Origin of the sequence: Malonomonas rubra DSM 5091, assembly GCF_900142125.1 — a bacterium.
Classification (GTDB): Bacteria; Desulfobacterota; Desulfuromonadia; order Desulfuromonadales; family Geopsychrobacteraceae; genus Malonomonas; species Malonomonas rubra.
Genome location: NZ_FQZT01000008.1, coordinates 75,021 through 96,967, shown reverse-complemented (window position 1 = coordinate 96,967; position 21,947 = coordinate 75,021). Strand labels below are relative to the sequence as shown.

Annotated in this window: 21 protein-coding genes; 10 read left to right on the top strand and 11 right to left on the bottom strand. The window is 52.3% G+C overall.

Translation table 11 applies throughout. The annotated features are described in order from the left end of the window. Positions 1-66: 66 nt before the first annotated feature. Entirely contained in the window at positions 67-804 is a 738-nt protein-coding gene (locus BUB13_RS11815) for a TVP38/TMEM64 family protein (protein ID WP_072908969.1), read from the bottom strand. Positions 805-938: 134 nt separating this feature from the next. After that, positions 939-2,369 (bottom strand): cardiolipin synthase, encoded by a 1,431-nt coding sequence (gene cls / locus BUB13_RS11810; RefSeq protein ID WP_072908968.1) that lies wholly within the window; start codon positions 2,367-2,369, stop codon positions 939-941. A gap of 350 nt (positions 2,370-2,719) precedes the next feature. Here cls and BUB13_RS11805 point away from each other — a divergent pair, with 350 nt between their 5' ends. Further along, the gene (locus tag BUB13_RS11805; RefSeq protein WP_139249370.1) at positions 2,720-3,184 is read left to right on the top strand and encodes a hypothetical protein; all 465 of its coding nucleotides are present in this window, start codon (positions 2,720-2,722) and stop codon (positions 3,182-3,184) included. Between the two features lie 143 nt (positions 3,185-3,327). On the opposite strand, the gene BUB13_RS11800 is transcribed toward BUB13_RS11805, so the two are convergent. Beyond that, positions 3,328-4,413 carry an SLAC1 family transporter gene (locus tag BUB13_RS11800; RefSeq protein WP_072908966.1) on the bottom strand — a complete coding sequence of 362 codons (1,086 nt, stop codon included), beginning with the start codon at positions 4,411-4,413 and terminating at the stop codon, positions 3,328-3,330. Between the two features lie 30 nt (positions 4,414-4,443). Continuing rightward, complete coding sequence (locus BUB13_RS11795; protein WP_072908965.1) at positions 4,444-4,881, bottom strand: DUF302 domain-containing protein; 438 nt, start codon at positions 4,879-4,881, stop codon at positions 4,444-4,446. A gap of 331 nt (positions 4,882-5,212) precedes the next feature. Here BUB13_RS11795 and BUB13_RS11790 point away from each other — a divergent pair, with 331 nt between their 5' ends. The 3 genes from BUB13_RS11790 to BUB13_RS11780 are packed head-to-tail and all read left to right on the top strand — an operon-like array spanning position 5,213 to position 6,775. Further along, positions 5,213-6,019: a DUF547 domain-containing protein gene (locus BUB13_RS11790; RefSeq protein WP_072908964.1), complete on the top strand. Its 807-nt coding sequence runs from the start codon at positions 5,213-5,215 to the stop codon at positions 6,017-6,019. A gap of 22 nt (positions 6,020-6,041) precedes the next feature. Further along, positions 6,042-6,524 carry an asparaginase domain-containing protein gene (locus BUB13_RS11785; protein ID WP_072908963.1) on the top strand — a complete coding sequence of 161 codons (483 nt, stop codon included), beginning with the start codon at positions 6,042-6,044 and terminating at the stop codon, positions 6,522-6,524. 11 nt (positions 6,525-6,535) lie between these two features. Beyond that, positions 6,536-6,775 (top strand): CDGSH iron-sulfur domain-containing protein, encoded by a 240-nt coding sequence (locus tag BUB13_RS11780; protein ID WP_072908962.1) that lies wholly within the window; start codon positions 6,536-6,538, stop codon positions 6,773-6,775. Here the strand turns inward: BUB13_RS11780 and BUB13_RS11775 are convergent, their stop codons facing one another. Further along, positions 6,776-8,020 carry a hypothetical protein gene (locus BUB13_RS11775; RefSeq protein WP_072908961.1) on the bottom strand — a complete coding sequence of 415 codons (1,245 nt, stop codon included), beginning with the start codon at positions 8,018-8,020 and terminating at the stop codon, positions 6,776-6,778. A 304-nt stretch (positions 8,021-8,324) separates the two neighbouring features. Here BUB13_RS11775 and BUB13_RS11770 point away from each other — a divergent pair, with 304 nt between their 5' ends. From BUB13_RS11770 to BUB13_RS11750, 5 genes are all read left to right on the top strand, one after another. Continuing rightward, the gene (locus BUB13_RS11770; protein ID WP_072908960.1) at positions 8,325-9,110 is read left to right on the top strand and encodes a FadR/GntR family transcriptional regulator; all 786 of its coding nucleotides are present in this window, start codon (positions 8,325-8,327) and stop codon (positions 9,108-9,110) included. Positions 9,111-9,127: 17 nt separating this feature from the next. Beyond that, on the top strand, positions 9,128-9,379 hold the full coding sequence (locus BUB13_RS11765) for a hypothetical protein (RefSeq protein WP_072908959.1): 252 nt from the start codon (positions 9,128-9,130) through the stop codon (positions 9,377-9,379). A 65-nt stretch (positions 9,380-9,444) separates the two neighbouring features. Continuing rightward, positions 9,445-10,857, top strand: a complete 1,413-nt coding sequence (locus BUB13_RS11760) for a hypothetical protein (RefSeq protein WP_072908958.1) — start codon at positions 9,445-9,447, stop codon at positions 10,855-10,857. 14 nt (positions 10,858-10,871) lie between these two features. Beyond that, positions 10,872-12,029, top strand: a complete 1,158-nt coding sequence (locus BUB13_RS11755; RefSeq protein WP_072908957.1) for an MBL fold metallo-hydrolase — start codon at positions 10,872-10,874, stop codon at positions 12,027-12,029. Positions 12,030-12,089: 60 nt separating this feature from the next. Further along, positions 12,090-13,919, top strand: coding sequence for a CobW family GTP-binding protein (locus BUB13_RS11750; RefSeq protein WP_072908956.1), 1,830 nt, complete (start codon positions 12,090-12,092; stop codon positions 13,917-13,919). Here BUB13_RS11750 and BUB13_RS11745 read toward each other — a convergent pair. Next, positions 13,916-16,546 carry a PhnD/SsuA/transferrin family substrate-binding protein gene (locus BUB13_RS11745; protein WP_072908955.1) on the bottom strand — a complete coding sequence of 877 codons (2,631 nt, stop codon included), beginning with the start codon at positions 16,544-16,546 and terminating at the stop codon, positions 13,916-13,918. The genes BUB13_RS11750 and BUB13_RS11745 overlap by 4 nt on opposite strands. 240 nt (positions 16,547-16,786) lie before the next feature. Here BUB13_RS11745 and BUB13_RS11740 point away from each other — a divergent pair, with 240 nt between their 5' ends. Then, positions 16,787-17,590, top strand: coding sequence for a putative 4-mercaptohistidine N1-methyltransferase (locus BUB13_RS11740; protein ID WP_072908954.1), 804 nt, complete (start codon positions 16,787-16,789; stop codon positions 17,588-17,590). Between the two features lie 8 nt (positions 17,591-17,598). Here BUB13_RS11740 and BUB13_RS11735 read toward each other — a convergent pair whose 3' ends face one another. From BUB13_RS11735 to BUB13_RS11715, 5 genes are read right to left on the bottom strand one after another with little or no spacing between them, the layout of a single operon-like run. Further along, positions 17,599-18,663 (bottom strand): NADH:flavin oxidoreductase/NADH oxidase, encoded by a 1,065-nt coding sequence (locus BUB13_RS11735; protein WP_072908953.1) that lies wholly within the window; start codon positions 18,661-18,663, stop codon positions 17,599-17,601. Between the two features lie 9 nt (positions 18,664-18,672). Next, complete coding sequence (locus BUB13_RS11730) at positions 18,673-19,365, bottom strand: ABC transporter ATP-binding protein (protein WP_072908952.1); 693 nt, start codon at positions 19,363-19,365, stop codon at positions 18,673-18,675. After that, a complete protein-coding gene (locus BUB13_RS11725; RefSeq protein ID WP_072908951.1) occupies positions 19,358-20,116 on the bottom strand; it encodes an ABC transporter ATP-binding protein in 759 nt (252 codons plus the stop codon). The genes BUB13_RS11730 and BUB13_RS11725 overlap by 8 nt, the downstream gene beginning before the upstream one ends. Next, positions 20,113-21,069, bottom strand: coding sequence for a branched-chain amino acid ABC transporter permease (locus tag BUB13_RS11720; RefSeq protein ID WP_072908950.1), 957 nt, complete (start codon positions 21,067-21,069; stop codon positions 20,113-20,115). The genes BUB13_RS11725 and BUB13_RS11720 overlap by 4 nt, the downstream gene beginning before the upstream one ends. A 1-nt stretch (position 21,070) precedes the next feature. Next, positions 21,071-21,931 carry a branched-chain amino acid ABC transporter permease gene (locus BUB13_RS11715; RefSeq protein WP_072908949.1) on the bottom strand — a complete coding sequence of 287 codons (861 nt, stop codon included), beginning with the start codon at positions 21,929-21,931 and terminating at the stop codon, positions 21,071-21,073. Positions 21,932-21,947: the final 16 nt, after the last annotated feature.

Below are 21,947 nucleotides of genomic sequence, written 5' to 3'. Positions count from 1 at the left end.
TTTTTGTGAGCCGCTTCCTTCCCCTGGAGCATTGTCGGTGTGCTTGCAGGGCAGGTTCACATCACCCTAGTGTCTTCTTTGCATGACTGTGACCGGGCAGGATTGCTCAAAAACCGGCTCTGGTTGGCGTGCTTCCAGCTTCTTCAGCCAAAGCTTTACCAGCATCGGAAACAGTGCAATCAGCAGGAATGAAGAAACAACACCGGGGGACAGCGCCCCCCAAACTGAATCCAGCTTGTTCAGCTGGGTCCCTGCATTTGAATAAATCATATTATGAGGAAGCTTGCCAAGCTGAGTCCCCCAGTAAAAGGTTGTTACCCGGATTCGTGTCAATCCCATCAGCAGGTTGATGAGGATACAGGGGAAGATCGGCATCAGTCGCAGGTAGAGTAGGTAAAACCATCCCTTGCGGTCAATGCCGGCATTAACAGCTCGAAAACGGGCAGGGTAACGTTCTTGCAAATAGTTGCCAAACAGGTGACGGGAGCCGAGAAAAGCCAGTGTCGAACCGAGCACATCGGCGCAGGATGTCACGAGCAGGGTGGGGATAAAGCCGAACAGGGACCCACCAACCAGAATCAGGATCGATACCCCGGGAAGCGAAAGAGCCGTCAAGGTGAGGAACATGAAAAAATAGATGAGCAGAGAGAGGATGGGATATTGCCGGCAAAATTCTTGGTAGATGGCGTGGCGAGTCCGTAGCTCGTCAAGAGACAGATACTGTGCAAGATCGAAATAAATAAAGCTGCCGATCAGCAGGACTATTCCCAAGGGGAAAATCCACCTGATGCCCGTTTGCTTCATAACAAGCCACCCCTATTCTGGACGGGAGCGCCCATCTTGTTAGGCACTGCATCATTTATATCTCATCAGGGAAGACTTTTAAACATAAATATATAAATATATTATTTTTACAATGCAGCTAAAGAAAAGAAACCTCAGAGAAGCGGCGCTAGAATGCGTGCAAACCCTTCCTTCAGGCGTTCACGATGGGACAGGCCGGCCCGACTGGCAAGATCAATTTCCTGTGCCGGCTGGCTCTGACTCAGAAAATCGTCAGCCAATTCTGTGGCAATCTTCTTGCCGAAGAACATCAGGTTGCCTTCAAAGTTCAGGCGAAAGCTGCGCTGATCCATATTCGCCGATCCGGCTGAAGCAAAGACCCGGTCGACAATGACCGTTTTGGCATGGGAAATGGTTCCATCCAGAGTAAAAAGCCGGACTCCTGCATGCAGCAGTTCATCAAAGAAAGAGCGTCCGGCATAGTCGACCCAGATATGGTCTGAGCGTTGTGGCAACAGCAAGCGAACATCGAGGCCACGCAGAGCTGCAGACTGCAATGACATAAGAATCGGCGGGTCAGGGACAAAGTAGGGCGTTTCGATCCAGACGCGCTCCTGGGCGCTGTTGATTGCTACAAACAGTAAGGTGTAGATCGCCCGCCAGCCGTCATCTGATGGGCCGCTGGCCAAAAAGTGAGCACAGACATCTCCGCTGATGTGGGTCGAGGGGAAATATTGTTCAGTGGCAAGATCTTTGCCTGTAGAGTGATGCCAATCCTGGCAGAAAACGCTTTGCAGCTCATTGACCACCAGTCCCTCAACTTTTATCAGCAGATCACTCCAGGAATGTGACAGACCAGCGTACAGGTCACCAATATTCATGCTGCCGGTAAAGGCGGTTGTGCCATCAATCACGATAATTTTACGATGATTGCGATTGTTCACGGAAACCTGCCGGCTAAGCAGGTTCAGCGGCAGAAAACGGGCGACCTCTCCTCCTGCCACAACAAGCTCGTGGAAGAAATCGGTCTTGGTTAAATATGACCCGACATCGTCCACCAGCAGGCGCACTTCAACGCCCCGCTGGGCTGCCCGGGTCAAAGCCTGGCAGAAACGCTGGCCGGTGGTATCCGCTTCCCAGATGTAAAACATCAGGTGGATGTGATGCTCTGCTGCGTCGATTGCGCTCTCCAGGCTGTTGAAAATCTGCTCGGCATCACGGCACATCTCGACTCTGCAGCCCGGCTGTGGACCGCACTCGTCCAGTCGCGTCGCAAGGGAATAGAGCGAGCCCGCCACCAGGTCGTCATCCCCTGTCAGTTGCTCTTGGCTCCTGAGTCTCTCCAGCGATGGTGTCAGCCGTGCTTCTGCGCGGTGCCTTTTACGACGCAGCAGCTTGATCCGTGTCGACCCGAGCAGCCAGAAAAGCAGCAGCCCCAAAAAAGGCAGAAAAATGACAACCAGAATCCAGGCCAGTGTCGCACCCGATTCTCGTCGCTGAAGGACGATTTTAAATACCAGCAGTGGAATTGTCAGCGCGTGCAGAAGCAGCAGGAGCTGAAGTATCCCCCAAATTGACCAGCTCATGGCCTAGGTCCCTTCATTTTCAACAATATTTGAGCCAACTGTAACCGGCAACAGGCGGGTTTGGCAATCGGCAACGCGGGTATCCCCTCACTTGGAGATGATTAGTCTCCGGTAAATATTGGGATTTTAGTTTCGTTTGTCCATTTGTTCGAAGATTCATCAGCAGCTTTCGGGAAAGAGCCGTTTTTTTCTATTGCCACGGCTATTGATTTTACCGATGGAAGGTATTTGTAAAATTGAATATATCTGTTTGACCTGTTACTGCAACTGCTTTATTCCTGACATATATCTTCATCTTTCAGAAACAGGTCAGCATGCCTCTATACGCCGATAAAATATTTCAGACCACTTTGTTTGAGCGCCAGCTTAAAACACTGCAACGCAGTGACAAGAAGGGGGCTGCTGCTGCAATAAGAGCTGAAAGTTTGATAAGCTCCATCGCCAGCGGGCAGTTAAGCGAAGAAGAGATGCTTTCCAAGCTGACAAAAAATGGTGAGCTGCGTTTGAGCAACTGCAGAAAATTTGATCTTGGCAGCGGTTACAGACTGATCAGTCTGCGCGAAGAAAACAGTTTATGCTTCGCCTTTGTCGGGACCCATGATGCATGTGATCGTTGGCTGAATAATCGTCGGGCCGAAGGGGTAACCCTGAATCGGTCACATTTGAAATCGGTGTGCGTGAATCAAGACCAAGTTGCTGAAACGGATCTGCCCGAAGAGCTTTTGCAGGCAGAAGCCGAGTATGAAGCCTATCTTTCTTCAAAACTCGACGACGAGACGCTTCGAGCCATTTTTAGCGGCCTGTGTGGGTATTAGCCCTTCCCATCCTCCTTTCACACGCCTGGCAGTAGAGTCGCTACAGAAAATGTTGCCAAAGCCGTAGCTTGCAACCGAGATGAAATGAAAAAGGTCCCGCCAGAATATTGAGCGGGACCTTTTTGTTGGGTTACCTTTTGCGTTTAGTGGGTCGGCGCAAAAATCTTTCCGGAAATAACCCCTTTGGCCGTGCGGAGCAGGACCAGGGTCCAGACAACCAGCAGGAAAATGACGGCCAGGTAGTAGAAGTTCTGAATCAGCCCGACATTGGTGATTTTCCAGGCGACACCGGAGGATACGCAGAGAGCGCCGGAAGGGAAGGTGAAAGCCCACCAGGAAAGGGCATAGGGCAGCTGCAGAACTTTCAGGTAATAGCTGATAACGATAACAGCCATGATGAACCACCAGGCGGAAAACCCCCAGGTTGTTAAAATGCCGATTTTGGCGATCGGAGTAAAAACTTCGCCGCTGATGCCGAAATAGGCGTGATGTTCAAACAGGTGGATCATCTTGAACAGGATGACCGAGATAATAGCAGTCGGAGCTATGCCGATAAAAAAGGTTGCGGCAAATCGCGCCATCGGCAGCTCATGGTAGATGTAGCGGTGGTAAACGGCCGCTCCGACAAACAGAAACAGGAAGAAACCGACACCGAGGCTGATCATCGACAGGGTAATGGCGAATTCTGCTTTATCTGCCAATTTTGCTGCCAGCTCGAAACCGGCAATCGGTATGATCAGTTTCGAGACCGGTGGGATGTACCAGCCGAAGTTGGCGTGATTCAACTTGATTTCCTGATGGCGGAAAATATGCGTCAGGATGATAAAGCCCATCAGGTAAATGCCAAGTGATCCGAATAACCAGAGATAGTAAGCCAGGATCAGAGAGGTTTCCTTGCTGAAAAACATGGTCGGAAACTTCATCAGGTTCAGCGAAAACAGAATCAGCGAAATCGGCATGGTCGGGAAAAAGTTGGCCGCGATCGGATGATTCAGGTCTTTTTTAACACTCGCCTGGTAGAGAAACAGTTTTGCTGTCCAGGGCATTAAAAAAGCGAAAAACAGAATCGCTGAGAAGATCAGGAAAACCATCGCCAGCGGTTGAACCCAGGATGCTTTGATAAATGAAATGGCCAGAGGGATAACAGCAGTTCCCATCACTGAGGCAAACCAGGCCGGGTTAAAGTGCTCTGTAATTGCACTTGGAGTTGCTTTGAATTGTTCAGACACGGCTTATTCTCCTTTTTCCTGAACTCTGACTTAAACGGCAGCTTCGACGCTGGCTTGCATGGCCGAAAAAATTCCTGCCATGCGCTCGGCAAAAACGTCATCGCTGAAGCCTTGCTCGTATTCATTGTGTCCCAGCAGGTCAGCCATCAGTTGCTGAGAATATCTTAAAAAGCGGATTTCGGTTTTGCCGCCCCGATTGAAAATAAAAAAGAACTTTTGTACCAGCAGGGAGCGCTCAGGGTTAACCTGGAGGGCCTTGCCGGAATTCTCCGGTTTGCATAACTGCAGGACCCGGTGCTCGTAGTCTTCCGGCCACTCAACACCAAAGGATCGGTAAAAATCGCCAAGATCAGATTTGTCTAAATGGTAGAAGCCGAATCCCCGTTTTTCAACTTCTTTGCTCAGGTCAGCAACAAAATCTGCCAAAGATTTTTCCGTGCAATTTCTGTAGATACTTACAGTTTCCATGATATGTCCTTTGTATTCGCCTAACGCTTTGATTGCGTAAAAACCATTTCTTGGTAAATTGTCGATTAATCAACCATCAAATGTTACAAAAGCGATAATATCGTATTATTCATAAAATCGAATGTCAACGTTATTTTCAACTCACTCAGGTGAGAATCAGGAGTTCTTTCTCGCCTTGATTTCTGACGCTTATCGCATGGGTCTTTAACCTTTGCACTGACTTCAACCAGATGGATTGGGGCAGCGAAAGGTACCGCAAATTCTTCCTCTGGTGTAGACTGTAATAGCCGGTGGAGTGGCTCTTGTCGGCTTTGTGTCCGAAGGGGAAAATATGAAGAAAATAACCTTCTTGCTGCTCGGCTGTTGTTTTTTGCTGACTGCTGCCGCCCAGGCTTTTGATCACAAGCATACCGCCTGGAACCGTTTGCTGCGTGAAAATGTTTACTGGAACAGCAGCGGGGTCGCCTCGACAGTCGATTACCAGTCCCTTGCAAAGCGGCAGGCAGAACTGGATCAGTATCTCGCAGGGCTGTCAGCTGTAACAGAGGAAGACTACAATGACTGGCAAAAACAGCAGCAGCTGGCTTTTCTGATCAATGCTTACAACGCCTTTACCATCAAGTTGATACTCGGTAAATATCCCGACCTGGAATCGATCAAGGATCTTGGGTCACTCTTCACGTCGCCGTGGAAAAAACGCTTTTTCAGCCTTCTCGGGAAAGAACGGCACCTTGATGAAATTGAGCATGATATGATCCGTCAGCCGGGTGTTTTCGGCGATCCGCGCATTCATGCGGCCGTGGTCTGCGCCTCGATCGGTTGCCCCGGGATTCGAGATGAGGCTTTCGTCGCTAAAAAAATCGATGGCCAGTTAGAAGATAGTATGCGTCGTTTCCTTTCCGACCGGGCGCGCAACCGCTATAATCCTGCAACAGACGAACTGGAAATCTCAAAGATTTTCGACTGGTACGGAGATGATTTTATCGGCTTTCGTGGGCATCCTTCAGTTTCTGCATTTTTAAGCGATTATGCGGAACTGCTGACCGATGATAAGGCGTTACAGCTGCGGATAAAAGCAGGGGATACCCCGCTCGACTATCTTGATTATGATTGGGATTTGAACGACTATCGGCCATAAGGTTTGTTGCAGGAGAGTTTTTGTGCAGATCGAAATTTTTACCACCGGCGGCACAATCGATAAAATCTACTTCGATGCCAAAAGCAATTATGAGATTGGCGAACCGCAGATTGTGGAACTGCTGCGCGATGCCAACCTGACGGTTGATTACAAGGTAACCTCTCTGTTGCGGAAAGACAGCCTGGAGTTGACGGATGATGACAGGCAGCTGATACGTGCAGCAGTTGAAAAGAGTGAGGCGGGAAATGTCGTTATCACTCATGGCACCGACACCATGATTTCCACCGGACTGGCACTGCAGGGTCTTGCCGGAAAGACGATCGTTATGACCGGGGCCATGCAACCGGCACGTTTCCGTTTTACCGATGCGATCTACAACGTCGCCAGCGCGATTACTGCGGCGCAGACGTTGCCGGCCGGCGTTTATATCGCCATGAACGGGCAGATTTTCGATCCGCTGAGATCGCGCAAAAATGTTGAGATGAACCGCTTCGAAACCGTTTGAGGAGGGATAAAATGTCTAAAATGAATAGTGACGCCGGAATGCCGATCGCCATCACTCTGGAACCGGGCACGTATTTCCGCTGCACCTGCGGCAACTCGCAGAACCTGCCGTTCTGCGACGGTAGCCACCAGCCGGGCGAAGGCTGTCCGCTACGGTTTGAAATCAAGGAAAAGAAGAAAGTGTACATCTGTAGCTGCGGGCAAAGCGGGAAACAGCCGTTTTGTGACGGTACCTGCGGCGTGAACCTCTGATTATTCCGTTTTTTCTCGCCGGCGGATCTTTTTCAGCTGCTTATGGAATGCCTCTGCAATGGCTGTGATTGCCTCGACCTGGCGTTCGGAAAAGCTGTTTTTCTGTTGTGAACAGAAGATCAGTACGGTGCGCATGGCGCCTCGTTCGTAGCAAGCTTTGGCAATATAAGAGTACAGCCCTTTCGGCACGAACAACATCCAGTCGATTGCCTTGATGCTGCTTTGAGTGTTGTCAACGATGAGATATTCAAGATTTTCTTTGGCGATGTTCTCGGCAATCGTTCCCGTGTAGGGGAATCTGCTCCCGGGGGTCAGGGGTTCTTTCAGTTCGCCATGAGAGTAGACAACGACCCGGTCTTTGCGCGCATAAATATCAGAATACATGACAGCATCCAGCCCCGGAAACAGCTCACGAGATTGGTAGATCCGGGCCAGCATCGCTTCGATCGACCAGCAGTCGGCCAAGCTGCTGCAAAGTTGGCTGATGTCCTGAGTCGTGGTTTGAGGGTTCTGCTCCGCTGGTTTTGAGATGCTGTTGTCGTCCAACATGGCCAGGCGCAGGTATGCTTGGCCAGCGTGGCTGAAATATTCAAGTCGGCAGAGAACTTTGTGGGTCGGCTGCAGACCTGTCGTCAGGGTCAACTCGGTTGTCAGGTGGCGCTCGGACATCAGGCTTTCCAGTAGCAGAGGCAGGTTGATGTCGCCAATCAGCAGGTCTTTCAGCTGTGTTTTGCGATTTTTAGCCGCATTCAGGTCGAGACGGTCAACAAATGCCAGGTTGGCTTTCTGCAGGGTGAGACACGGCCAGAGAAACAGGGCGACCGGGTAGGGAACAGCATCTTCCAGCAGCATTCGGTTCTGGTCCTCAAAGATATTTTTCAGCTGATGTATCTGACCCGTTATTTCCTCGACACTTCCCTCGTATAATCGGAAATCCTCAGCCGGCCAGCCAGACATCCTGAACCAGTGAATTTTATCCTCGTTTTGCACGCGAAAGACCAACTGCACCGGCTGGCGTTCCTTGAAGCATTTGATCGCCTGTTCAAGGTCACCCCGGTCATCCGGGTGAAGCTGCCTGAAACGATAATCCTTATCCTTGAAAAATCGATAATCTTCGGCGCTGAGGATAAGCTCGGGGCAACTGTTGAGGTTGGTAAAGGTCCGCTTTGCCAGGTCAAGTTGCCAGAGCAGCAGCTTCATTTTTTGTAGTGCCGGTAGCAGCGATTTAACTTCTTGTGAGGGCATGCTTCTTTCCCGTCGATATTTAAACCAACCTAATTAGTGCGATAATTTTACCTCCTGCTTATCCTTCTGTCCAGTTTCTCCTTGCCATTTATTTATCTCCATTTTGATTGAAATTTCTATGGTTTTGTAGGGTTTTTTACTTTTTTTTGAAATATTTACCGATTTTTCGTGTGACAAAATGGGTGTCATTACAGTGGCTTGCCTTTAAATTTGGTAGAACCAAAACTGTTTAATTTGACCTTTTGTTGACAAATTGGTGAGCCAAAATAAAATAAATATGACTCAAAATGTAGGGTGTTAACGCTTGCAGCAGCAGATTGGCAGGGTTGAGATGGGTGACGCAGCAGCAAAAAGTGCTGAAAAATACGTCTACAGCAAGGAAGAATGGTTGGAGAGTTTGCTGCTGCGACGCATTTCTGCCGGCTATTGGGCCGTCGGTGAAAGATTGCCGGCGGAACGCAAGATGGCAGCCGAACTTGACGTTAGTCGCAATACCCTGCGTGGTGCGTTGCGGCGGCTGGAAGCCCGTGGTTTGATTGAAGCCCGGCAGGGAAGTGGTTACTATCTGCAGTCGACCTGCCTGATGACCAGCTCGAATGTCTCTCCTGCCGAAGAGTCGGACGAACGGATCATGGCGCGCCTTGAAGCAGCTTACCTGTTTTTACCGGGAGTGGTTGCAATGGCCGCCTGCAAAATTACCGACGTTCAACTGGCTGAGCTGGAAGAATGTACCGCCAATTTGAGCAAGGCTGTTTTCAGCAAAGATATCAGTGAGTTTAAAGCCCAGGCCCGGCGTTTTTTCAAGATCATCGCTGGCGGAACAAAAAACCAGATCATTGATGAGATGGTGTCCTCTTTCTGTGCCAGCTCGTCGCTGATGTTTCCCGGATTCTCCTCCTTTGAAGAGGCGCAACAGCAAAAGTTGTTTGCAGATTATGTCCTGATTTTCAATGCCTTGAAAAAACGTGACAGCGAAGAATCTTCCCGTTGCGTGAAAATAAAAGTGATCAACACCTGTGTTGCTTTTTCCGAGCTTAAAGGGGTGGCGTTGCCGTTCTCCATTGAGCAGGCGAGACAGGAAATGCTTTAACGCTGAAGGAGCCAGCCATGGCCGAACCGATCAGCAGGAAACAGTTTTTCCGTCAGGCGTTTGTAAACAGCGCCAGATTCTCAGCCGAATTGCTCGACGCATTTCAACCCGCCAGACAAGCCCGCCTCGCGCCGACCGATTACGACTTTGGCGCCGATCTGCCACCGGAACTGCTTGCAGCAGAAGCCGAACGACTGGGGGTTGACCCCGAAGACAAGGCTGCCGTCATGGCTGCTATCGCGGAAAGGATGCAGCCACCACAATACTGAAATGCCGATGACCATGTGATCTTTTGTTTGTTGGGAGGGGAACCCAAAATTTTGAGGAGGTCAGTATGGAAAGGTACGGTGCAGGTTTCCTTGAGGAACGCAAACTGGAGAAGCGGTGGTCGGGGCCGGTTCCGGCTCTGGTCAGCATCGCGGTTCTGTTTGCCGTTTTCTATGCCACCTGGTGGATCTTCCAGGATCCGCGCGGCTACATGAGGATGTACACGCCATATGTCGGCTATATGTACTGCCGCTGGTGGCTGATCATGATGATCTGGATGGTCTACATCTTCAACTACTGGCCGTTTAAACGCAGCTGGCTGGAAAATGCCAACCCGCTCTACAAGGGCGCGGTGCTGACGTTGGCTTCAGTTGCTATTCTGCTTGTCCTGATTAAAGGCTTCTTCGAGGGTTTCCTCGGCAACTTTGGCCTCGCTTACTTCAACCCTGAGCAACTTGAGAAACTGCCTGGTATCACCAGCTTTTTTGCGATCGAGTATGCTTCGCTGGCCATCCTGATGTTTGCAGCCATCGCCTCCTGGCTGTCACCGGCCTGGGTGGTCGCTTTTGAAGAAGCCCCCTGGCAAAAACTGAAGCAACCGGCCAAAGGCTTCTCGATTCTTATGATTACCTTCTTCCTTTCGACCCTGGTCTACTTCGTCACCATGCACCCGCACATGGGTATCCTTTACGATCCCTGGCAGTACTTCACCTCGATCGCACCGCCTTACTGGGAGCAGTTCGCCGATACCGTCTCCGGCAACTTCCATGTCGGCTGGATCATGTGCTGTACCGTGGTGGTCTGGCTGGTTGAGACGATATGGGAGCGCTACCCCTTCAACCTGATCAAAAACGACTGGGGTCGTCGTTTCGCCTGTTTCTTCGGCATTATCCTCATCGCCCTGGCAATGCACTTCTTCTTCTACTTCGCCCAGGAGCTGACCTTCGGTGAAGCGATCCGTGGCACCCGCCGGGGCTTCGCACCCGACTGGCGTTGGCTGCACGTCGGCGAGATGGCGATCTTCCTGCTGGTGCCGGCTCTGTTCCTCAACTTCTACTTCGGTAACTGGCCGCGCAAGTTCAGCATGCCGGTCAACGTCATGGTTCGCACCCTGATCACCATCGTTGCGGCAGTTCTGCTTTACATCGTCTACTATCGTACTTCTCACCTGTTCCTCGGTACTCAGAAGGGCATATCGCACCCACAGCAGTTCCCGATGATTCCGATGATCTGGCTGGTCAACCTGATGCTGGTCCAGCACTGGTTCATGGACAACTGGCCCGGCTGGAAACTGGTCGCCAAGACCGAAGAAGAGATCGCAGCCGATCATGCCTCTCACCAGGCACAGATCGAGGAAATCAAGCCGACGCCGCAGTTCGGTATCGGACTCGGGGCCGGAGCGGTCATGGGGGTGGCGTTCTTCTTCATCACCGTCTGGGCGCTGCCGTTGTTCTATGCGTCGATTGACCTGATCAAGTAAGGGAGGAGGTTGATATGTCTGACAATATGAAGCGCCGCGATTTTCTCAAGGGAGCAACCACCGGGGTCGGTCTGGGGATGCTCGGAGCGATGGGAATCTACTCCTATTCGCCACTGCGCAAGCAGCACTTTCCAGAAGTTGCGCGCAAAATGACCGATATCGGCGTCTGTAAAAGCGTCAATGTCACCAATATCAGCGAAACCAGCTGGTTTGAAAATGCCACCCTGATGGGCGATATCAAGGGGGCCGGTGGGTTGTTGGTTAACCAGTACGATTATAACTGGCCCCCCTTCGGCAACGGCAAGGGGCTGGGCAAGGGCAGCTACGATGACGGGATGGCAAAAATCAAGCATCTGCTGCCGGATAAAATCGATGAAGCCTGGCAGGTCTGTGTCGAGAACTGCGTGCATCCGGAAAACGCTGGCGGTTATGCAGCACTGATCGATGTCGAAGAGATGTCGGGCAAACACCGCAAGTTCCTGCTCGATTCCGGTTGGGGCTACGCCTGGACTGATGAATGCTTCAAGCGGGAGGGCATCGACAAAATGCTCGCCAATCGTGAGATCGAAGCACTGTTCTTTTCCCACGAACACTTCGATCATTTCTGGGGACTGCCGGTCACCCTCAAGTATGACCCGACCATCACCATTTACATCCCAGAAGGTTTCTATCCGGAAGGGTTGCAGTACATCAAGGATTCCGGCCACAAAGGCAAGGTTGTTACCGTGCCGAAGGGCTTGAACCCACATATTCCCGGCATGGCAACCTACGTCTTCGGTATTCCGATCATCTGCCGGGTTTACGGTGAGCAGTCGATGTATTTCAACGTCAAGGATAAGGGACTGGTCAGCGTTACCGGTTGCTGCCACCAGGGCATCATCCGTTTCGCCGAGACCGCTTACAACGAGATCAAGTACGAGAACGACAACTTCTACGGCATTTACGGCGGCCTGCATATCTCGCCGTTCGACGACTGGGATCCTAAGTACGATGACCTGGTCATCTCGTTGAAGAACTACGGCTTCGAGCAGATTGGCTGCAACCACTGCACCGGTGTCCTCTGCGCCAAGAAATTTGTCGCCGCAGGCTACAATGTTATCGAGGGAACAGCCCAGCACCGTTCCAAGGACAAGGTTTACCTCGGTAACGGGGACAAGATTTCCTTTGGCTGATCACTGTCGTGATGATGGAGCTGCCCGTAATGGGCAGCTCCGAATTTCGTTGGAGGACGCATGATCGACTTCTCTGCCTTGTTGCCGCCTGCCGTCACCGCTGATCCGCAGCTGACCGCGTTGGAACTACCCCGTGCGGTGCTGATGCGGGTCAACTTTATTCCCGGAGTGCGGCAACGGCTCGGTTGGCGCGGGGTGAAGGAGTGCACCGGCAACCCCGGTGCGCTGACGCTGAAGGTTGTCGATGCCCCCGGTGTGTTTGCCATCTGTCCGCAGGCGTCCGACATGGATGGAGAGCAGGGGCGAGCGCTGTTCGATTTGTATTATTTTCCCGCCCCGGAGGAGGACTTAGTGGAATCCTTCTCCATTGCCGCGGGCATTACCGTCCTGCAGGATGATTTTCTCGATCGGGTGCGTGAATTTGCCGGAGATGAGCAACTGCAGGCCCTTTTCAAATTGGCAACCTTGCAATTGAGCTACAACGGTAATACCGGGGCCGTCGCTGTTTCTTTCATGGCCGCTGAGCGTCAGTTGCTGATCAGTGCCGAGGGGGTGATGATTTCCGGCATTGATGGTCTGCAGCAGGCGGTCGAGCCTGGAGGCGTTGATCAGGACCTGGCAGCGCAGACGGTCATGTTCCCCTTTTTCCGCGCGCTTGCAGCGTCCTTCAGCTTCTGTTTCGCTGCTGCACCGAACGCGCTGCTGCAGCTCAGCCGACCTGGCCGGAAAATTATCTATTATCAACAGAATCGTTTTGAGTCCGAGTTCTGCTACGACAGCAAAGAACGGCTGCTGTCACTGGTCTGGGGTGAGCAACGCGGCTTGAGTATCGACGATAGCGAATTCCCCAAACTGGAACTGAACTGGCGTGATCCGGAGGAAAAACCATGCGAATATGCCGATGAACCCTGGTGGCAGAAACAGGTGCCGGGAGCTCGTTTCAGTGTTGATAAAAATACAATGGGCATCAGCGAGAAGCCGAAGTTGATCATCCTGACCGGTTTTCTCGGCGCCGGGAAAACAAGCTTTCTCAACCACTTTATCGAGTACCAGGCGAGAAAAAACGCCTTTGTCGCCATTATTCAGAACGAAATCGGCGCGCAGGGGTTGGACACCAAACTGCTCGGCCAGCACTATGCCGTGACAGAAATGGATGAAGGATGCGTTTGCTGTACCCTCTCCGGCAACCTGAAGTTGGCCCTCGCTGAAATCCTTGCCGGCTTTCAGCCAGATTTCGTCGTCGTCGAAACCACTGGCCTGGCTAACCCTGCTAATTTTTTGAGTGAAATCAGCGAGCTGGAGGATCAGCTCGACTTCTGTTCGATTACGACTCTGGTCGATGCAGCCCAAGGGGCTGCACCGCTTGAGAAATACGGCGTTGCCCGCGAACAGTTGATGCTGGCTGATGCCGTTATTCTCAATAAAATTGATCAGAGCTCCGAGGAACAACTGGCGCAACTGACAGCGAAAATTCAGTTACTCAACCCGGTCGCATCCATCTATGAAACCTGTCACGGTGAGTGTTCACCGGCGCAGATTTACGGTGTCAATTTCGCCGGACAGATGCGCCTGCCGAACGACAGGGAAAAGCATGGTATCCACGGCCACACTCACGCCGAACATGGCATTTCCAGCCTGCTGCTCGACCTGCCGCAATCGATCGGCCGCGAACAGTTCCTTGCTGCCACTGCCAAACTACCGGAGCAGGTGCTGCGGGTGAAAGGGGTGCTGCAGTTCGAAAACGAAGGCGATCCGCTGGTCTACCAGTATGTTCCCGGCTCACAAACCCTGAGCCCGGCACCGGAAGAGGATTCAGGTCAGCGCTTCCTGGTTTTTATCGGCGAGGACGTACAGCGGTCGGCAGAGTCTTTTCTGAATACTTTCATTTAGATTCGCTCTGTTGACGTTTTTGAATCAAGGATAGCTCTGATCTTCTTTGTCAAGCTATGGGCGGAAAAGGGTTTCAGCAGAACATCTGGTTCAGTGGCAGCATCACTTTTGGGGATGAGGTGTTCACCAGAATAGCCTGACATATAAAGAATTTTTAAATGGGGATGTTTTTTTAACAGGGCTTCTCCGAGTTCGACTCCACTCATTTTCGGCATAATGATGTCTGTCAACAGAAGCTCGATGGTTCCCAGATGGTTGTTTGCCAGCTTGATTGCTTCTTCAGGGACCTGTGCAGATAGAACGTTATAGCCGGCTTCGGTCAAAAAGGAACGGGCGATTTCAAGGATGCTGGCTTCATCTTCGACAACCAGGATCGTTTCGCTGCCATGGACTAATTCATGATTTTCAATCAGGGCCGGATCTTTTATCTCTGAGGCAACAGCGGGGAAATACAGGCTGAAAGTTGCTCCTTGCCCCTCGCTGCTTTGAACGTAGATATAACCGTTGTTCTGTTTGACTAAACCAAAAACCATCGATAATCCCAGACCGGTTCCTTTGCTTGGATCTTTTGTCGTAAAGAAGGGATCGAATATTTTGCTCAGGACCTCTTTATTCATGCCGCAGCCGGTGTCGCTGATTTCCACCAAAATAAATTCCCCAGGCTTGGTCCCGAGGTGCTCCTGGCAGAATTTTTCATCCAGCGAAGCATGAGCTGTTCTGATCGATATGCTGCCGTTGCCATCTATAGCATCCCTGGCATTAATGATCAGGTTGGTCAGTATCTGGTTGAGATGGCCGGTGTCGATCTTCACGAAAGCCTTTTCGGTTTCCGCTCGCCAGCGGACATCAATATGTTTTCCGATCAGGCGTTTTAGCATATTAAGGGTTGTTGTGACCGCTTCATTGAGATTCAAAATGCGGGGTGTGTGTGGTTGTTTGCGGGCAAAGCCGAGTAATTGCTGTGTCAGTTCAGATGAACGGGTAGAGGCGTTTTTAATTTCCAGAAGGCGTTGCCGCAGTGGATTGTCGGCTTCGGTTTTCATCAGTAAAAGCTCGACCTGCCCGAGAATAATCGCCAGCATGTTATTGAAATCATGGGCAACGCCGCCGGCAAGCTTGCCAATTGCGTCAAGCTTTTGTGATTGACGATATTGTTCTTCAATCTGCAGCTGCTCGGTGATGTCACGTTTGACCGCAACATAGTTCACAATTTCGCCTTCGGAATTGATAATGGGAGAGATATTGACATCTTCGACAAAGCGGCTCCCGTCCTTTTTTTTGTTGGCGAATCGCCCTTTCCACGATTTTCCATGACTGATTGTCTGCCAGAGATCTGCATAAACCGCATCGTCCTGCTCACCGCTGTTCAGAATTCTGGGATTCTTACCGATGACTTCGTCCCGCCGATAGCCGGTGACGGTTGTGAAGGCTGAATTGACGTACTCGATCTTTGCTTCCGCATCAGTGATAACGATAGTTTCTCCGGATTGTTCGACCGCAGAGGCAAGCCGGTTCAGGGCTTGCGTCCGGTTTGCAATGCGTGATTCCAGCTGCCGGTTCAAGCGGGATTTGTAGACAGCGACATAGGACAGCAGGCAAATGCAAATGATGACCAGAACCCCTGCCTGCCAATGCTGCTTTAAAAAAGTGCTCAGGGTTGGTTTGCCGACATACTTTTCATGCAGGAACAGGTGGCGGTCTTTGAGCAGCTCATGAATCGACTGATAATCGAGCGGTGCCGTCCAGCCCGCGATGTTCGCTGTTTGGGCTGCATGACTTGATGTCGGCATTGCCATCAGGGCGAGGGTGACTTGTTCTACGAGCCTTTTAGGAGTGTGTTTGAGGGCTGCGAACGGCCACTCCGGGTAAAAGCGAGTGCTGCACAGGTAATCAAATTTTGAATCTCCCGCTTGCTGATTGAGAACCTTGACCTCATCGAGCGAGATTTCCCCTTCAAAGGCCATTCTTTCCAGGGTGTCGGTCCGTACCGTTCCGGCGTCTGCCTCACCGTTAAAAACCGCATGAACCACCTCATCGTGAGTACCGGAAAATTTGAGCAGGCCGAAATCACGTTCGGGATTTATCCCTTGAGCATGAAATTCGCGCCAGGCTGCGAGCCAGCCACCTAAAGAGTTCTGATCGACGGCCCAGAAGTGCTTACCGATCAGATCTTTAAAGGTGCTGATGTCGGACCGGTCTGCACGGGTAAAAACAACCCCGCCAAACATCTGTCGTGGCTCTTTGTCATGCAAGTTCACCAAGGTGGCAATACGCTGTAAACCGTGGTCTGCCTCCAGAGTCACATAGTAGCTGCTGTTGGTGATCAGGAAATCTATGTCGCCGGCCATTACTGCCAGCCGCACGTTTTCGAAGTCAAGCGGAATGATTTCAAAGCGCCGATCATGGATTGTGCCGGAGAGGTAGGACGCTGTGGCAGCCCATTTTTGAAAGTCGGCAAAAATACTGCGTTTGGCGAGAACGCCTATTTTGACGGGAGGTGCAGGGTGACTGTGAGCCAGGCTGACGAGAAGGAGTAATGCGAAGATAATACAGAGATAACGCAGGAGGCTGGAGCCTCTGGTGACAAATTTACTTTTTTGCCTGTGACTGGGAAACGCATGAAGCATTTTGAGCCCTCGCAGACTGAGGTAAATGTTTCTGCCGGCAGCAAGTCTGTAGAATCTGGTTTGTGCTAAAAGTGATAAATTTTAACACATTGTAATCCATATTGCGTCTAATTGAAAGCTGAAGCTATTTCCCATCTTGGTTAAAAAATACCCGCAGTTTCAATCTGTTGCTGTTTTGCTAAGCTTTATTTTACCACAGGATCTGCTGCAATATTTAATGCTTCAACCGAGGGGCGCGAGATGATTGAGCGAACAAAGTCGCAGCAGGATCCTGAGCGCTTCGCTGCAGCTGTCAACGCCCCCTACTACCAGACCGACCTCGCTGTTGCCCAATATTGTGATGCTCACTATGGCCCTGATCGTTTCGGGATTGGTAATTTTTCCCGGGAGATGGTCTTTCTTTGTTGCCAGGTATTAGACGGCAGAGCGCCGCTTCGCGCTCTTGATCTCGGTTGCGCTGTCGGTCGAAGCAGTTTTGAACTAGCCAGATTTTTCAAGCAGGTCACGGCAATCGATTCCTCGCGCAGGTTCATCGACGTTGCCCGGCGTATTCAAAAGCGCGCTCGGGTTTGTTACAGCTTGCTGGAAGAGGGGGACATCCTCTCTGATCACAAGGTCTATCTGGCCGACCTCGGCCTGGCCGAAACTGCACAAAGGGTCTCCTTTTGCCAGGGAGATGCACAGGCTCTGGATCCTGAGCTCGGTCCTTACGATTTGATTCTCGCCGCTAACCTGATCGACCGTTTGCCTCATCCGGCCCGTTTTCTTGTCAATATTCACCGCCACCTGGTTTCCGGTGGGATCCTGGTGCTTGCTTCACCCTACAACTGGCTGGAAGAGTACACGGCAAAAAAATATTGGCTCGGTGGGCACTTCCGTTTCGGCAGGCCGGTCGATTCGTTGAACGGTCTGCGCCAGCGGTTAAACAGGCATTTTCAATTGATCGGTGAGCCGTGTGAGCTTGAATTTGTTATCCGCGAGACAGCGCGCAGCTACCGCCACAGCATCTCCCAGGTGACCTGCTGGCAGTTGCTCGAACGTTAATTCAAAATTCAGATCTTTGCCCGCTCGTATTGTAACGGCCAGGGGTAATCAAACGTCAATGCTTTCGCTGCTTTGAGTGGCCATTGCGGATCGCGCAGCAGCTCGCGCGCAAGGAAAACCGCATCCGCCTGCCCGGTGACGATAATCTGTTCCGCCTGCTCCGGTTTGGTGATCAGGCCAACAGTGCCGGTCGGGATTCCCACTTCTTTTTTGATTTCCGCCGCCATTGGCACTTGGAAACCGGGTGCTACCGGAATAACGGCATCCGGAATCAACCCGCCGGTCGAGCAGTCGATCAGGTCGATGCCAATCTCCTTCAATTTGCTGCACAGCTCAAGCGATTGCTCCAGGTCCCACCCCTTTTCCGTCCAGTCGGTCGCTGAAATTCGCACCAGCACCGGCAAATCGTCCGGCCAGAAATCTCTCACTTTTTCTGCCACCTTTAGCGGGAAGCGCATCCGGTTTTCCAAACTACCACCGTATTGATCAGAGCGCTGGTTGCTCAGTGGTGAAAGGAATTGATGCAGCAGGTAGCCATGTGCCATGTGCACTTCAACAACTTGAAATCCGGCGCAAAACGCGCGTTCGGCCGCAGCGACAAAGGCAGCACAGATTTTCTCCATATCCTTTTCGTCTAACGCCTTCGGCTTCGGCATGCCGGCAGAAAAGGCGAGCGAACTGGGCGCTACAGGTTGCCAACCACCATTTTTGAGAGCGACCACTTTGCCACCCAGCCAGGGAGGCTCGGTCGAGGCTTTGCGTCCGGCATGCGCCAGTTGTACGCCTGGAATGGCTCCGTGTTCGCTGATAAATTGGGTGATCGGTTTGAACGCTTCAGCCTGCTGATCATTCCACAAACCGCAGTCGCTCGGGCTGATTCTGCCTTCGGGGAGAACGGCGGTTGCCTCCACCATCACCATCCCGGAGCCACCGACAGCTCGGCTGCCGTAATGCACCAGGTGCCAGTTGGTCGCGATGCCGTCGACGCAGGAATATTGGCACATGGGGGAAACGAAGATCCGGTTGCGGATTTTCAGCGACCGCAACGCGATGGGGGTGAACAGTTTGCTCATGGTGTCCTCTCAAACCGATAAATAACGTTTCTTGATTTCATCATTTTCCTGCAACTCTTGCCTGCTGCCGGAGAAGCGGATCAGTCCCTTGTCGATGACGTAGCCGCGGTCAGAAATCTCCAACGCAAAATGGGCATTCTGCTCGGCCAGCAGGATCGGGAAATGCTTTTTCAGCTTGAGGATAATTTCTCCCAGCTGTTCAACGATCACTGGCGCCAGCCCTTCGCAGGGTTCATCCAGCAGTAATAGCTTTGGTTGCCCAGCCAGGGCCCGGGCGATGGCAACCATCTGTTGTTCGCCGCCGCTCAATTCGCCCCCTTTGCGGTGGCGGAACTTGTCGAGCAGGGGGAAAGTGTCGAACAGGTCGTCGATGCTCCAGCGGGTCTCAGTCTTGTCGTTGAAGGAAACTTCAAAGTTTTCGTGCACCGTCAGTTCGGAGAAAATGCGGCGGTCCTCTGGCACATAGCCAAGGCCGAGGCGGACGTTCTTGAACACCGCTTGTTTGGAGATGTCCTTTTCAAGAAATGTAATTGTGCCTTTGCGCGGATGGTTGTAGCCCATGATGCTTTTCATGGTGGTCGACTTTCCCGCGCCGTTGCGTCCCAGCAGGCAGACGATCTCGCCAGCATTGACCGCCAGGTCGACCCCCTGCAGGATGTAGCTGTCGTCGTAATAGGTGTGGATGTTGTCGACTTTAAGCATGGACTTTTCTCCCCAGGTAGGCTTCCTGCACCTGCTCGTTGCTGCGAATCTGTTCCGGGCTGCCCTGAGCCAGAAGGTGTCCCTGGTGCAGCACATAGATTTTTTCCGCCAGCGAGAAAACGACTTTCATATCGTGCTCGGTGATGAAGAAGGTGGTACCGGAGCCAGTCGCCAGCTTTTTGATCAGCGCGATCATGTTCTCGGTTTCCTCCGGGTTCATCCCGGCGGTTGGTTCGTCCAAGAGCACCACGCTCGGTTTGCGGGCCAGCACGATTGCCATCTCCACAAGTCGTTTATCGCCGTAAGCCAGGTTGGCCACCACCTGATCGGCGCGGTCGCTAAGGCCGACCTGCTCCAGCGTTTGCATGGCGCTGTCGACAATCTGTTTGTCCTTGAAAATGTTGCCGTAGATTTTGAAGTGCTTTCCCCGCTGGATGATCAAGGGTGCGATGACGTTTTCCAGCACCGTCAGCTCGGAGAAAATATTGGTGATCTGGAAAGAGCGGCACATCCCTTTATCGACCACCTTGTGCGAGGTCAAGCCGGTGATCTCCTCACCGTTGAGGAATACCTTGCCTTTGGTCGGTGGAAAATGCCCGGAAATGGCATTGTAAAAGGTGGTTTTTCCAGCACCGTTGGGGCCGATCAACGCCGACATTTCGCCTTTACCGATGCTTAAAGAAATATCCTCGATCACCTTGAACTTACCGTAGGAGTGGCCCAGATTTTCGATTCTCAGGACATCGCTCATTTGGCTCCCTCCCTGAAAATTTTATTACGCAGAGTGCCGAAGACACCTTGCGGGAAGAAGATGACGATCGGTACCAGTACGATGCCGAGGAACAGCATCCAGTTTTCCGTGAACAGGATAATCACCTGCTCCAGCAGGAAGAAAATACCGGCGCCGAACAGCGGTCCGAGGAACACCCCGGTGCCGCCGATGATCGACATGATGACCGGTTTGGCGGAGAAGCTCCAGTGCATGAACTCCGGCGTCGCCATGCTGTTGAACAAGCAGAACAGCACACCGGCCAGCCCGGTAAAGGCGCCGGAAATGGCGAAGGCGACGATCCGCAACAACTGGACGTTGCCGCCGACGAAGGAGACCCGTTGCTTATTCTCGCGCATCGCCTTGAGAATCAGGCCGAAGGGTGAGTGGACGATCAGCCAGAGCAACACCACGCCGACCAGCACAATGCTGAACACCAGGTAGTACATGTTGAGCGGATCGTAAAAGGTCAGTTCAGTGCCGAACAGGTTCAGGCTCGGTAGCACGAAGACTGGCAGCCCGTCGCTGCCCCCGGTGACGTCGAGCCAGTTGTGAGCGACTGAGAAGAACAGCATGCCGAAGCCGAGGGTAATCATGGCGAAGAAGATCTCGTCCAGCCGCACGGAAAAGAAACCGACCACCAGCGCAGCCAGCAGCGAAATCAGCATCCCGACCAGCAACAGGAGAAACAGGTTCTGATAACCGGCTTGCAGCATCAGTGCGGCGCAGTAACCGCCGAGACCGAAGAAGGCGCCCTGGCCGAAAGAGAGCAAACCGGTGTAGCCGAGCAGCAGGTTGAAGCTGATCGCCATCAGGCCCATGATCAGGATTTCGGACAAAATCATGGTCGAGTAGGTGGAGATCAACAGGGGCGCAAGCAGCAGCAAAACTGTCAGCACTGCCGGACCGAACCATCTGTTACGCAGGAGTTTCATGCTACACCCCCTTCCGGAACAGGCCGTTTGGTTTCACCAGTAGGATTACCGCCAGCAAGATGTAGGGGATCGCCATCTGCATCCGCCCGGCGAAGACGGTGCCGAAGGACTCGAGAAGACCGAGCAGCAGCGCACCGACGAAGGCACCGGGGAAGCTGCCCATGCCGCCGACCACGACGACAATGAAGCTTTCGATGATGATCTTCTCGCCCATCGACGGGATCAGACTCTGTTGCGGCGCGGCCAGGGCGCCGCCGACGGCAGCCAGCCAGGTACCGAGGGCGAAAACGGAGGTGTAGATCAGCGGGACGTTGATGCCGACCCCTTCGGCCATGATGTTATCGAAGGAAGCGGCGCGGATAATCTTGCCCCACTTGGTGTAATGGAAGAAGGCCCAGAGCAGGCCGCCAATCACCGGGCCGATCAGGATCAGGAACAGCCGGTAAACCGGATAATCCTGTCCGGCGATGGCGACGATGCCGCTGAGAATCTCCGGCGGTTCAACGACATGGTAGCCGGAGCCCCAGATCATCCGCACCGCGTCATCCAGGATCAGCAGCACGGCAAAGGTCAATAGCAGCTGGTAGGAGACATCCCGGTCGTAGACTTTCTTTAACAGGTACTTCTCGATCAGCAGGCCGACCACCACTGCACACAGCGGGCCGATCAGCAGGCCGAGCCAGAAGGAATCGAAGAACTGCATCGTCTGCATGCAGAGGTAGGCGCCGAGCATGAACAGCGAACCGTGGGCGAAGTTGAGCACGCCGAGCACGCCGAAGACAGTGGTCAGGCCGACGGCGATCAAAAACAACAACATTCCCCAACTGAGACCGTTAAGGGTGTTCAGAAGAAATATTTCCATGTGAACTCCGTAAGTG